Source organism: Nocardia abscessus, from assembly GCF_015477775.1.
Lineage (GTDB): Bacteria > Actinomycetota > Actinomycetes > Mycobacteriales > Mycobacteriaceae > Nocardia > Nocardia abscessus_A.
Genome location: NZ_JADLQO010000009.1, coordinates 146555 through 158870, shown reverse-complemented (window position 1 = coordinate 158870; position 12316 = coordinate 146555). Strand labels below are relative to the sequence as shown.

Here is a 12316-nt window from a genome sequence, read left to right as displayed (position 1 = left end):
CGGGTCAGGCCGGTCGCACCAGCCTCGGGTGCCCGCGTGTCCGTCCTGCCGACAAGGCGCCGGTGCGCTCAGCGCTGGCGCCAGCTCAACGGGCCCGGCAGGTCGACATTGTTCTTCTTGCTGCGGGAGTTCCACGACCACGGGCCGATTTTGATACTCCACGAGGACAGACCCGATTGGGTGAAATTGAGTTTCAGCGGCCCAAAGGATTTGCGCTGGCGGTACTTGATGGGCATGAGCAGCCTCCCTGACTTGTCCTCAGGATATCCGAACCGGCTATCCCCCACGGCTTTCCCTGGTCACGAGCGATCAAACAGCCCCCTCCGTCTCACTCGCCGTGCCGGTGTCCGAGCGGCGAACGCTCTCTCGCCCGGCCGGACGGCCCCATACCTCCGCAGCTGCCGATGAGCAGCGAGATCGATCGGCTGGTTACCCTCACGACGCGCCGGATAACCACCTTCGGACGCGACCGAGTCCGGAATTCTTGCGCCGTCGGGTTCGACGGACCGGGTCGAGCCAGCCGGGCAACGGTTCTCGCGCGGCAAGCCACGTCTGCGGCACTCCGACGATCGGACCAGGGTGAGCTCCGGAGCCGGTGTAGGCGGCGACGATCCCGCCGACGATAGCGCTCGTTGTGTCGATATCACCGTCTGCCGCAATACATGTGGTGATCGCGGCCGGGTAGTCGTCCAGATGCTTCGCCGCTACCCATATCGTGAACGGCACCGTGTTCTGCGCGGTGACCAGAGACCCGTTGCCGAGTTCATCCGCCGCCTCCTGCGCGGAGGCTCCGAGCATGGTGCGAGCACGGACGATCAGTCGGCTGGTGTCACCGTCGTCCAGGCGGCCGAGGACGGTGGTGATGAATTCCTTTGGCGTGGGCCGGATCCCGGTCAGGCGAGCATGAGCAGCCCGGCCGGCCGCGAGTGCGACCGCGACCGCGCCGAGGACTCCCTTCGGGATGCATATGCGTCACCTGCGCCGACCGGACCGCCTCGGCGGCAACTCTTTCCGGATCATCGGCATAGAAGGCGCGCCCAGCGGGGCGCCCCGCATGGCCGCACCGTTGCCACAGGAACCTTGGTGATCGAACGCGGCTCCGGCCGCGAGATTGCCTCCGCGCGGATCCGGTATCGAGCGGCCCATGATGGGGAATCCCGCACCCAGCGCGCCCCCACAGATAGCCCATCCAGTGAATCGAGCATCAAGTCGATATGCATCGCGCCCGATGCTGGCCGTGCCGGATATGCGTCGGTTGGTACGGACCTCGACTCGACAGCGTCGACCGCCACCGCGCCCATACCTACTCGCCGGTCGAATACCAGCGCCCGTTGAGCCACGCGCCCCGCGGCAGCACGGTGCGGTCGACGGGCCGTGTGGAGCAAAAGCCGGTCGACATCGGCGTCCGCACCGTCGGCGGAAATGCTGGGAATAACAAAGATGAGAGTGCGATGGAAACGAATCGGGAAACATTCAGCGTCGATCTCGCGCCCGAGGTCCGACGGGTTCGGATTTCCGAATTCCGCCGGGATTCCTTCGTGCGGCATGCCGGGTGGCCCGTTCAGCGGCTGGATTTCCGTCGGCCGGATGTGATCGGCCCTGCGGGTCGATGAGTCTATTTGCACTGGTCAGCGAGGTGCGGTGGCGAGCATAAGACCGGAGCGGAGCGGACACCCCGACGGGATGGCGGACGCCCGAGTATTGCGGGCACACTGCGGCTCGGTCGTATACTCCGAATATGGCGGATCATTCGTCCTCCACGGAATTCCCCGAAGCGCCGGTTCTTGTGGTGCAGACCAGGGAACGCGTCTATCGGCTGCGCGCCGGGGGCGCATATAATGTCGGTCGCGATCCAGAAGCCGACATTGTCGTGACCGATCCCCGGGTTTCCTCGCTGCACGCCGTTCTGGAAGGGGGATCGGACGGTTGGGAAATCGAGGACGCAGGCAGCCTCAACGGCACCTTCTTCGACGGTCACCGCGTAGAGCGGATGGTGATCGACCATGACGAGACGTTCCAGCTCGGTCACGCCGTAGACGGCGAACAGTTGGCCTGCTCGGTGGAAGCAACAGGCCACGAGTCCGATGTCGATGTCGTTGCGGGTGCGGGTGGAGACACGATGGTCGTCCCCGATCCCGGATACATCCTCGATGATGAAGCAACGGTCACGAAGTTCGAACCAGGTCTTCCCCGCCGAGTATCGCGATCGTCGTCTCCGATGGCCCACCCCCTGGCGACCGTCCGGATCACATCGCCCAAGCTCCGGATCGGGCGTGCCGCCGACAACGACATCGTCGTGCCCGACCTCATGGTCTCCCGCCATCACGCCGAAGTGCAGGTGATCGGCGATGGCACGTATCGGGTGGTCGACCTCGACAGCCACAACGGCACCTACGTCAACGGCTCCCGGGTCGACACCGCGGACCTCGCCGAATCCGACTTGATCGGCATGGGGCACGCCACCTTCCGGCTGGTCGGCGACGAACTGCGGGAGTCCGTCGACACCGGCGCCGTGTCGGTCTCGGTGCAGAACCTCACGGTGCGGACACCGGAAGGCAAGGTGCTCCTCGACGAAATGAGCTTCCCGATCCCGGAACGATCGCTCGTCGGCGTCATCGGGCCCAGTGGAGCGGGCAAATCGACGCTGCTCGGCGCGGTCACCGGGTTGCAGCCGGCGACGGAGGGGACGGTCCGCTACGACGGACGCGACCTGTACACCGATTACGACGAACTCAGGCACCGGATCGGACTGGTGCCGCAAGAGGACATCCTGCACAACCAGCTCCCGACGCGGCGCGCCCTGCTCTATGCGGCCGAACTCCGCTTCCCTGGTGATACGCGCAGCGAGGAGCGCGAGCAGCGGGTCGATGAGGTCCTCGAGGAACTCGGCTTGGCGCGGCACGCCGACACCCGCATCGACAAGCTCTCCGGCGGGCAACGCAAACGCGTGAGCGTCGCGCTGGAGTTGCTGACCAAGCCGTCCATGCTGTTCCTCGACGAACCGACCTCCGGCCTCGACCCGGGCCTGGACAAAACGGTCATGGAAATGCTGTCCGAACTGGCCCACGACGGTCGGACCGTCATCGTGGTCACGCACAGCGTGGCGAATCTCGATTCCTGTGACCGCCTGCTGGTTCTGGTGCCCGGCGGTCGGCTGGCCTATTACGGGCCCCCGGCAGAAGGGTTGCAGCAGTTCGGGAAGCGCAGCTGGGCCGAGGTGTTCCAGGCATTCGACCGCGAGGTGGATCGCGACTGGGCCGGCGAGTTCCGAGCATCACCGAGCTTCCAGAACTATGTGGCGGTCGGACTGACCGACGATGTCGGCCCAGCGAAAGTCAAACCACCGGTTCCTCCTCCCGCGCCGCAGTCCAAGTTGAGCCAGCTCAGCACGTTGTGCCGGCGATACCTGGCGGTGATCGCGTCGGACCGAAGCTATTTGGCGCTCCTGGGCGTAATGCCGCTGCTGCTCGGCGCCCTCATCGCCCTGGTGCCGTCCGGCGAGGGGTTCGTCGGGGCGCCGGGAACCAATGTCGATGCCGAGACCAAGCTCATGGTTCTGGCATTCGCCGCATGCTTCGTCGGCACCGGCAACTCGATCCGCGAGATCGTCAAGGAACAGACGATCTACCGCAGAGAACGCGCGGCCGGGCTCTCGGCGGGGGTCTATCTGATGTCGAAACTCCTGGTCCTGGGGGTGATCACCACCCTCCAGGCGGCGGTGCTGGTCTTGATCGGCACCATCGGGGTGAGTATGCCGCCCAAAGGGCTGTTCACGTCGGTCGAGGTGGAGCTGATCCTGGCGATGGCGTTGCTCGGCATCGCCTCGCTGGCGCTGGGCCTGCTGGTATCGGTGTCGGTGAACACCTCGGAGAAGACACTGCCGCTGCTGATCGTGCTCTCGATGGCGCAACTCGTGCTCACCGGCGGGATGGTGCGGCTCCCTGGCACACCTGTCCTCGGGCAACTGTCCTATATAGCGCCGGCCCGTTGGGGGTTCGGCGCGGGAGCCGCCACTCTCGACCTCGACACTCTCTCACCGCATGAGGGCGGACCCGACCCGCTGTGGAAACACACCATGGGCGCGTGGCTCCTCGATATGGGCGTCGTCGCCGGCCTAGGGGCTCTCTTCCTCGCGCTGGCCTGGTACCGCCTGTACCAGCTGCGCCCCCGGCGCCGCGGTGCCCGCCTGGCGACGATCTGACGCCGCTCGGCACGTACGGACGAGCCGCGGTACCGGCGGCGGCGCACGATCAGCAGGTCACGTCCACGACGGCAGACTTCTCGAACGACACGTGCACATGGTCGTAATGATTGGCCGTCGGGCTTCCGCGGTCTTCCAGGTACGACCAACCGTTGCCGTCGTTGTACCGCTGCCGCCAAATCACGTAGGTCACCCCGAAACGCTGCTTGTTGGCCAGCACGAAATCGGCGATGGCGTCGCCGCGCGCGGAATCGGATGTCATGAGATCCAGCGCCAGGCCGGCACTGTGGTCGCCGTCGCCACGGCCGATGGCGCCGCCGACGTCGGTGACGCCGAACGTCTTCTTGAGCAGGTTTCCCACCTGTGCCACGTGCGGCCGTGTGCCGACGAGTTCGGTCGAACACGGCACACCGGGAGGCGGTGGGGGCGGGTGCTGTTGGGCCTGCTTGGCCGAGGGTGGTGACTGCTCGGCGGCGGCCGCCGGGGCTGCCTGAGGCGTCGGCGGCACGGTGGTCGGAGCCGGAACGGCCCCGACTATGGACGATGGAGGCGAATCGACCGTCGCGGCATTCCGAGTAACCGTGCTCGGTCGCATCGCCGCCCACAGCACGACTGCGACAGTCGCCGCGATGACACACGCAGCCACGGAAGTGAGCTTCCGGGTCGCGGTTCGTTTGCGGTGTTGACCAGGCATGGTGTCGATTACCAGTAACAGTCGAGGATAGGTCACCGATACATTACGAAAAGGTCGCGAAAAAGTCACGCCCTACTGAGGCCGCGCTCATCAGCAGTTGGTGGGGGCTGGCTCTGCGCGAACCCGGGCGTCGAGCCACTGCATAACAGCCGGTGCCCCCAGAACCGCAGGGGCCAGATGCTCGATGGCGGGCCCCTGTCCAACCGTGGGCACCCGAAGCGTCTGCACCCGCACCCCTGCCGCGCACCAGCGGCGGACGGTGTTTTCGATGGCAGCGACCGAAATCTGCTGGTCGTCCGGCGAATGCCATTCGAGGATCGGCGTGTCCGGCACCCCGGCGTAGAGTTCCAGGCTGTTCTCCTCCACCACCGATCGGGCTTCGCGGTTGTCGAAGATCGAGGTGCTGGTGAGGTACTCGCCCGCGCTGCCGCCGATGCCCGCGGTGAGAATATCGTTGCTGCAGCTGTTCGCCATGCCGTCACGAACCGCCAGGCCGCGCGGGTTGAGGTAGGAGCTGATCGGCAGGCGGTCCGGGTACTCCCGCTCCAGACCGATAGCCGCTGCCATGGCCAACCCGAACGAGGGGTGCGGGTTCAGACCCAGCGCCTCCGCCATGGTCAGCAGGTTCATCGGAGCACCGCCGATGGCCGCGCCCGCCAGCTTCAGCTCCGGTGCGTAGGTCGGCTGCAACGCGGCCGCCCATGCGGTGGCCATGCCGCCGCCGGAGTAGCCCGCCATCACCGTTGGGCTGTGCTGCACGTCGAATGCCGGCAGCCGCTTCACCGCACGGATGCCGTCCAAGACGATCTGGCCACCCAAACGCGCGGCCCCGAGAGCGACCTGCGGTCCGAGGTGATCCGGCAGCGCGACTCTCCAGCCCTGCGCCAACGCCGCGTTCAAGATCGGCGTGGTCACCGTCAGGTTCAGATCGTCGCCGTACAGCTTGTGCGACACCGCGCAGCCGGTACCGAGCGCATTGATGAAGTGCTGATACGACAGCAACGGCCCGCCGGGCCGTTGGCCGAACGGGGTGAGAACCGTGGTCGTCGCCGCGATCGGCGCTCCGCGCGAATTGGTGGACCGGAATTTGACCAGCGTGACGGTGGAGCCGGGGAAGATCGCCAGCGGCGGCAGTGCCCGCACACCGAGCACATCCCCTGGTCGGTACTCCGCCAGATCCGCCGGGGCGGCATAGAAAGGGTCCGGATCGGGCCGCGGATACAGCGGTTCCGCGGTTGCCGTCGTCGCCAGGAGCAGCCCGAGTGCCACGCCGCCGATCGCACCGCGGGCCCGACCTGAACGGCTGCGCATGCTGCCGCGGGAAAGAAGAAATTGCCGGATCACGACCTTGACCTCCACGGGTAGTTGGCGGCATTCGTCGACCAGCCAGCTTGCATTCAAATCCGACAACGTCAGCAAACCTTCAGCGACACGCCGGGCGGAGAGTCGAAGCCCCAGCGAATCGAGACTTTGCGCGCGATGTCACGCACGGCCACCCGACCCGTTCAGCGGGCCGGAGTCCTGGAGCGGCCGGTGATCCGCTCATTCCCCCGGCCCGGCAACACGGCGATCGCGATCAGTCCAGGAGGGCAGTCGCCTCGACTTCGACGAGCACGTCCGGCTCGAAAAGATGGCCGGACCCGATGAGCCAGGCAGGCGGCGCCTCCGGCACGTGCTCGATCTGCTGGACGGGTGTTGTCTCAGCCTTCGGCTGCGGTCCGCAGGTCGGCCAGCCAGGCTTCGAGACCCGCGCCGAGGAAGTGGGTGGAGGTCGGCACGTTCGCTTCGACTTGGGCGCCGTGCCAGTTCTCTTCGGTGCGCACCAGGACGCCGCCGTCCACCGGGGTGAAGGTCCAGACATGGATTCCACCGTCGATGCCCAGCCCGTCACCGATCGCAGGCCCGCTCCAGCGGATGCACTGATTGTGCTGCAGTTGCTGGACGGTGGAGGTGATGGTCAGGGTGGTCGCGGGGGTCGTGGCGGTGGCGGGGGCGGGGGTGGTCCACCGGAATCGCGAACCAGCCTGCAGCGGCCCCGAATCCAGGCGTTCGGCGCTCGCGACCGGCTTCTGCCAGGACGGCCAGCGGGCCACGTCGGTCTGCAGATTCCAGATGGTGTCCAGTGGCGCCTTGATCAAGGTCTCGGTCCGGTAGTGAATCGGGGCGGCGGCGTCGATGCCCTTCCCCTCGCAGGTCAGCGGTGCCGAGTCCACCGCGGGGCCGTCGGCGACAGCCGGGGTGGCGGGGGCGCCGAGCATTGCCGCGGTCAACGCGATCCCGAGCAGGGCGGCCCGCCCGGAGCGGCGGGCGGCACCGGTCTCGGCCTGTGCCTTCGGCGTGCTGGACGGGCGAATGTCGGTCATGGGTCTGCTCCTCATCGACGGGCTTGCACGAAAGCGAGTGATTACTGCTCGCAATTGTTAGAAGGTATAACAGCTCGTGGGTGAGAGGCAAGAGCAAAAGTGATAGCCTCTAACTCAACCTGGGGGCGCACAGCCGGGAAGGGAGTGGTCGATGACGAACCCAACTGCGAAGAGCCCCCGGGAGCGCTATCGAGTGCAGATGCGGGCGGAGATCAAGCAGTGTGCCCGGCAGCAGATCGCCACGGCAGGAGCGTCCGCACTGTCGCTCAACGCCATCGCCAAGCAGGTGGGCATGAGCGGCCCCGCCCTGTATCGGTACTTCGCCAGCCGCGACGAGTTGCTCACCGAGCTCATCCGCGACGCCTACCGAAGCCTCGCCGACACCCTGCGCACGGCCCGGGACTCAGGCGCCGACCCGGCCGGGCTGGCCGACGCCCTACGGACATGGGCTTTGGCCGACCCCCACCGATACTTCCTCATCTACGGCACACCCGTCCCCGGCTACCACGCGCCCGGTGACACCACCGCGATCTCGAACGAGATCATGACGATGCTGATCGAGGCATGCTCCGCGCTGCCGTCGCAACCATCGGCGACACCGTTCGACGCCCACCTCGAACACCATCGCCGATGGGCCGAGGGTCCCTCGGTAGCGACCACAACTCTGCACCGCGCCGTGTCCTTCTGGACCCGGCTCCACGGCGTACTCTCCCTCGAACTCGCCGGACACTTCACCGGTATGGAGTTCGACCCCGCCCTACTGTTCACCGACGAACTGAACACCCTTGTGACAGACTGACCGCCACCCCGAGCTGACCCCGCCGCCGGGACTGTGGATTTATGGGTGTTTCCGGCCTGATTCGCTGATCGGATGGTCAGCGGGAAGGTGCCGTGATGACGACACTTGATGCCGTGGCGAAGAAGAAGGCCGAGGCCTCGGCCGAGCAGCTGGCAGCGGCGGAGTTGGTGAGGATGGCCAGACAGCAGGGCTTGTCCCTGACGGGGCCCGACGGGTTGCTGCAGCAGTTCACCAAGACCGTCCTCGAGACCGCGCTGAACGAGGAGATGACCGAGCACTTGGGGTATGAACCCAACCAGGCGCCCGAGGGCCGGGAATCGGTGAATGTGCGTAATGGGACCAGGTCGAAGACGGTGTTGACCGAGACGACCGGGCCGGTGCCGATCGAGGTGCCGCGCGACCGGGACGGCAGCTTTCAACCGCAGATCGTGCGCAAGCGGCAGCGCCGATTGTCCGGGGTCGATGAGATCGTGCTGTCGTTGTATGCGAAAGGCCTCACAACCGGGGAGATTTCGGCGCATTTCGCTGAGATCTATGGCGCGTCGGTGTCCAAGGAGACGGTCTCCCGGATCACCGACAAAGTCGTCGCGGAGATGCAGGAATGGTCGAGCCGACCCCTGGACGAGGTGTACGTCGCGATCTTCATCGACGCGCTGGTCGTGAAGGTGCGCGACGGTCAAGTCGCCAACCGGCCGATCTATGCCGCGATCGGGGTCACCGTGACCGGGGAGAAGGACATCCTCGGCCTGTGGGCCGGCAGCGGTGGGGAGGGCGCGAAGTTCTGGATGAGTGTGCTCACCGAGATCCGTAACCGCGGGGTCAAGGATGTCTTCTTCCTGGTCTGCGACGGGCTCAAAGGACTGCTGGAGGTGGTCGGCAACGTGTGGCCGCTGGCCACGGTGCAGACCTGCATCATCCACTTGATCCGCAACACCTTCCGGCTGGCCGGACGCCAGCACTGGGACGCGCTGAAACGGGACGTGAAACCGATCTATACCGCGGTAAACGCAGATGCAGCCCGGGCAGCGCTCGATGAGCTGACCGAACGCTGGGGCTCGAAATACGGGGCCATCATCCGCCTGTGGCACAACGCATGGGATGAGTTCATCCCGTTCCTCGACTACGACATCGAGATCAGGCGGGTGATCTGCTCGACGAACGCGATCGAGTCGCTCAACGCCCGCTACCGGCGCGCGATCAAGGCCCGAGGGCATTTCCCCACCGAGCAAGCCGCCCTGAAATGCCTGTATCTGGTGACTCGTTCGCTCGACCCGACCGGCGCCGGTCGGGCACGATGGACGATGCGCTGGAAGCCTGCGGTCAACGCGTTCGCGATCACCTTCGCCGACCGCTGGCCCGACGCCCGAACCTACTGAGAGAAACCGCCGGAAACACCTTTAGCGAGATAGTCCCCCGCCGCCGGTCAGAGTTTGAAGCGTCCGGCGAATCCGCGCAGTGGCAGGTCGGCACTGGTGATGATGCCGGGTCGGGCGGCGACGACGGACCTGAGCGAGTTGAGGGCGGGTAGCCCGGTCACGGTCATGCCGATCGAGGCGAAGTTCTCAGGGTTGGACAGATCCGTGCCCTTGCGCGGGATGACCATGTGTTTGCTATAGATGTTCGGGTCGCCGGTGATCTGGGTGATGTAGCAGCCCTTGATATTCCAGGCCGGCTCGGTGGACGGGGTCATCTGCCATTCGAGGTGGGTTTCCACGCGCGGCACGCCCTCGACGATCCCCTGATATTTGATGTAGTTGGCGCCGAGCGAGCCTTTCGGGAGGAAGTACCAGCCGAGATCGACGTCCTCGGTGCAGGCGCCGAGTTCGTAGCTGAAGCTCACCTCGTCGAGTTCCAAGTCGAACGCGTCGGCCATGAGGTAGACCGAGTCGGCGAACACGGCGGTGTATCTGTAGAGCGAGTCCGGGATGGCCGGGTCGTCGATCGGACGACCGTAGCCGACGGCTTTCCAGGTGTCGACGGAATGGTGGCAGGAGACGTCGACCGATTCGGTGACGGTGATGTTCTCGATATCGGCCACGTCGGCGGTGTGCACGATGCCGAGGATCTGGCACAGACCGGGATTCATGCCGGTGCCGTAGAAGGTGGCGTTGCCCCGCTCGCAGGCGGCCTGGATGACCTCGCTGACCTTCCGGCCGGCGGGATGCGGATGGTTGGCGTCGCGGTGGTATCCCGTGATCCAGTCCGCGGTGGTCACGACGTTGATGCCCGCCTCGAGGACTTTCTCGTAGAGGTCCTCGTCGGGGAACACCCCGTGGAAAGTGAGCACGTCCGGTTCGGCGGCGATGATCTGTTCGACCGAGCCGGTGGCGGTCACGCCGATGGTTCCGATGCCGACGATCTCGCCCGCGTCCCGGCCGATCTTGTCCGGCGAATAACAGTGCAGTCCGACGAGTTCGAGGTCGGGATGGCTCTGGATGCGGCCGATCATCTCGGTGCCGAGGTTGCCGGTGGCGACCTGGAATACGCGAACCTTGTCGGAGCTGTTCATTGGGTGGGCCTTTCGATGTAGAACTGCATCGCCCATTCACGTAGTGCCTTGAATCCCGCGAATTCCTTGCGCGAGAACGCGGGCGGATCCGAATAGCGCTGATGGGCCCAGATGTGGACGTCGGCCTCGAACTGCTCGATGACGAAGCCGGCCATGGTCTTTCCGTAGCGGGTGATCTCGGGGCCGTCGTCCCCGGGTTTGCGTCCGATCCACACGGTGAAGCGGACGTCGGAGGTGTTTTCGTCCACGGGTGTCACCGCGGGCATGGTGCGGTTGTCGACCATGCCCCAGCTCTTGGTGATGGAGCATCCCAACCCCGCGTTGATCGATTCGACGCCGCTGTCGACCTTGTCCTCGGCCACCCCCTCGTCGAAGGCGATGGTGAAGTCGACGTAGGAGACGGGACCGGAGAAGTCGTGACGAGTGAACTCCGGGACGAACGGTGTCTTGTGCACGAACTTGAAGTGCGCGAAATCGACACCGTTCTCCATGACGTACTGCGGGTGCAACTCCAACCCCGGCCGATACAGCGTGGCCGCAGGCACCGGAGGGTAGTAGTCGGCCGCGGTCTTGCCGTCGCCGAATGCCTCGAACATGTCCGGCACCTCGAAATACGGAGCGCGGCCCTCGACGTCGTACCAGATCCACACCGCTTCGTTCCGCTCCACCACCGGGTAGCTGCGGATCCGACGCCCCTTGTTCGGATGGCTCTCGTACGGAATGCAGACGTTGCGCCCCGCACGGTTCCATTCCCAGCCGTGGAATGGGCACACGAGATTCTCCCCCGCCACATGACCGCCGTAACCGAGGTGAGCGCCGAGGTGCTCACAGTAGGCGTCGAATACCGCGACCCGGCCGGACGTCGAACGCCAGGCGACCATCTCGCGCCCGAAATACTTCATCCTGTGCACCGCACCGGCCGCGATCTCGCTGCACCAGGCCACTTGGAACCAACCCGTCGGCTCCATCGGCAGTGGCGGTTTCGCCATATCGATCCTCCACGCTCCCGGGGCTGCTGGGCTCCTGAAATCCCAGCCACGCGGCGATCTGAGCGTAGAACCCTCTGTGAAAGAATTCAAGAGGGTTCTACGAAACTAGGAGCCGTCGATCCCGGCCGATAAACTCGAGCCTCGTGACGGAAGCGGCGGCGAGCGGGCGACGTGCCAACAGGCGCGGGATCCAATCCCGGGAGAGCATGCTCGAGGCGGCGATCGCAACGCTGGCGACCGGCGACCCCGCCGCGGTGTCCGGCAACCGGATCGCCCGCGACATCGGCGCGACCTGGAGCGTCGTCAAATACCAGTTCGGCGACATCGACGGCCTGTGGGCAGCGGTCCTGCGCTATACCGCAGACAAACGCGGCGACCTTCCCGCCGGAATCAAGTCCGACGGCACACTGCACGAACGAGTGACCGCCATGATCACCGCGATGGCCGCAGGACTGCGCAAACCCGAATCACTCGCCATCGAAACCCTCCGCGCCGCCCTCCCCCGCGACCACACCGAACTCGAACGCGACTACCCGCTCACCGCCGCCGAACTCGCTTCGTGGAAGCCGAACTGGGACAAGGCTTGTCAGAAAGCCTTCGCAGATCTCGAACTCGACCCGGCCAAAGTGCGGCAGGTGGCCGCACTCATCCCGGCAGCCATGCGCGGAATCACATCCGAACGCACCCTCGGCACCTATGGCAACCTCGACGACGCCCTCCAGGCACTGATCGGCGGAATCGTCGCCTACCTCGAAACCTGA

General features: G+C 65.8%; 12 protein-coding genes and 1 pseudogene. 5 read left to right on the top strand and 8 right to left on the bottom strand.

Annotation, left to right across the window (positions count from 1 at the left end; translation table 11 throughout):
* Positions 1-68: 68 nt before the first annotated feature.
* Together IU450_RS22935 and IU450_RS22930 are read right to left on the bottom strand one after the other, a co-directional pair.
* Positions 69-236, bottom strand: a complete 168-nt coding sequence (locus tag IU450_RS22935; RefSeq protein WP_195151795.1) for a DUF4236 domain-containing protein — start codon at positions 234-236, stop codon at positions 69-71.
* Between the two features lie 199 nt (positions 237-435).
* Positions 436-963, bottom strand: coding sequence for an ADP-ribosylglycohydrolase family protein (locus IU450_RS22930; RefSeq protein ID WP_324197782.1), 528 nt, complete (start codon positions 961-963; stop codon positions 436-438).
* A 368-nt stretch (positions 964-1331) separates the two neighbouring features.
* Here IU450_RS22930 and IU450_RS22925 point away from each other — a divergent pair, with 368 nt between their 5' ends.
* Both IU450_RS22925 and IU450_RS22920 read left to right on the top strand, forming a co-directional pair.
* Entirely contained in the window at positions 1332-1613 is a 282-nt protein-coding gene (locus tag IU450_RS22925; RefSeq protein WP_195151794.1) for a hypothetical protein, read from the top strand.
* Positions 1614-1738: 125 nt separating this feature from the next.
* Complete coding sequence (locus IU450_RS22920) at positions 1739-4201, top strand: FHA domain-containing protein (protein WP_195151793.1); 2463 nt, start codon at positions 1739-1741, stop codon at positions 4199-4201.
* 49 nt (positions 4202-4250) lie between these two features.
* Here IU450_RS22920 and IU450_RS40990 read toward each other — a convergent pair whose 3' ends face one another.
* The 4 genes and pseudogenes from IU450_RS40990 to IU450_RS22905 form a co-directional block, all read right to left on the bottom strand.
* A complete protein-coding gene (locus IU450_RS40990) occupies positions 4251-4895 on the bottom strand; it encodes a hypothetical protein (protein ID WP_195151792.1) in 645 nt (214 codons plus the stop codon).
* Between the two features lie 90 nt (positions 4896-4985).
* Complete coding sequence (locus IU450_RS22910; RefSeq protein WP_195151923.1) at positions 4986-6206, bottom strand: lipase family protein; 1221 nt, start codon at positions 6204-6206, stop codon at positions 4986-4988.
* A gap of 265 nt (positions 6207-6471) precedes the next feature.
* Positions 6472-6555: pseudogene (locus IU450_RS39865) on the bottom strand (RidA family protein); the annotation flags it as partial.
* A gap of 40 nt (positions 6556-6595) precedes the next feature.
* On the bottom strand, positions 6596-7258 hold the full coding sequence (locus tag IU450_RS22905) for an SRPBCC family protein (protein ID WP_195151791.1): 663 nt from the start codon (positions 7256-7258) through the stop codon (positions 6596-6598).
* 151 nt (positions 7259-7409) lie between these two features.
* Between IU450_RS22905 and IU450_RS22900 the strand changes: the two genes are divergently transcribed.
* The gene (locus IU450_RS22900; RefSeq protein ID WP_195151790.1) at positions 7410-8057 is read left to right on the top strand and encodes a TetR/AcrR family transcriptional regulator; all 648 of its coding nucleotides are present in this window, start codon (positions 7410-7412) and stop codon (positions 8055-8057) included.
* Positions 8058-8149: 92 nt separating this feature from the next.
* Positions 8150-9433, top strand: a complete 1284-nt coding sequence (locus tag IU450_RS22895) for an IS256 family transposase (RefSeq protein WP_195151789.1) — start codon at positions 8150-8152, stop codon at positions 9431-9433.
* Between the two features lie 47 nt (positions 9434-9480).
* On the opposite strand, the gene IU450_RS22890 is transcribed toward IU450_RS22895, so the two are convergent.
* Both IU450_RS22890 and IU450_RS22885 read right to left on the bottom strand, forming a co-directional pair.
* Entirely contained in the window at positions 9481-10566 is a 1086-nt protein-coding gene (locus IU450_RS22890; protein ID WP_195151788.1) for a dihydrodipicolinate reductase, read from the bottom strand.
* Positions 10563-11555, bottom strand: a complete 993-nt coding sequence (locus IU450_RS22885; protein ID WP_195151787.1) for a Rieske 2Fe-2S domain-containing protein — start codon at positions 11553-11555, stop codon at positions 10563-10565. The genes IU450_RS22890 and IU450_RS22885 overlap by 4 nt, the downstream gene beginning before the upstream one ends.
* Before the next feature lie 143 nt (positions 11556-11698).
* On the opposite strand from IU450_RS22885, the gene IU450_RS22880 reads away from it, so the two are divergent.
* Positions 11699-12316 carry a TetR/AcrR family transcriptional regulator gene (locus IU450_RS22880; RefSeq protein ID WP_195151786.1) on the top strand — a complete coding sequence of 206 codons (618 nt, stop codon included), beginning with the start codon at positions 11699-11701 and terminating at the stop codon, positions 12314-12316.

Coding starts and splice junctions, on each gene's coding strand:
- IU450_RS22905 (WP_195151791.1), bottom strand. CDS start 7,258: ATGACCGACATTCGCCCGTCCAGCACGCCGAAGGCACAGGCCGAGACC.
- IU450_RS40990 (WP_195151792.1), bottom strand. CDS start 4,895: ATGCCTGGTCAACACCGCAAACGAACCGCGACCCGGAAGCTCACTTCC.
- IU450_RS22890 (WP_195151788.1), bottom strand. CDS start 10,566: ATGAACAGCTCCGACAAGGTTCGCGTATTCCAGGTCGCCACCGGCAAC.
- IU450_RS22885 (WP_195151787.1), bottom strand. CDS start 11,555: ATGGCGAAACCGCCACTGCCGATGGAGCCGACGGGTTGGTTCCAAGTG.
- IU450_RS22910 (WP_195151923.1), bottom strand. CDS start 6,206: ATGCGCAGCCGTTCAGGTCGGGCCCGCGGTGCGATCGGCGGCGTGGCA.
- IU450_RS22900 (WP_195151790.1), top strand. CDS start 7,410: ATGACGAACCCAACTGCGAAGAGCCCCCGGGAGCGCTATCGAGTGCAG.
- IU450_RS22935 (WP_195151795.1), bottom strand. CDS start 236: ATGCCCATCAAGTACCGCCAGCGCAAATCCTTTGGGCCGCTGAAACTC.
- IU450_RS22920 (WP_195151793.1), top strand. CDS start 1,739: ATGGCGGATCATTCGTCCTCCACGGAATTCCCCGAAGCGCCGGTTCTT.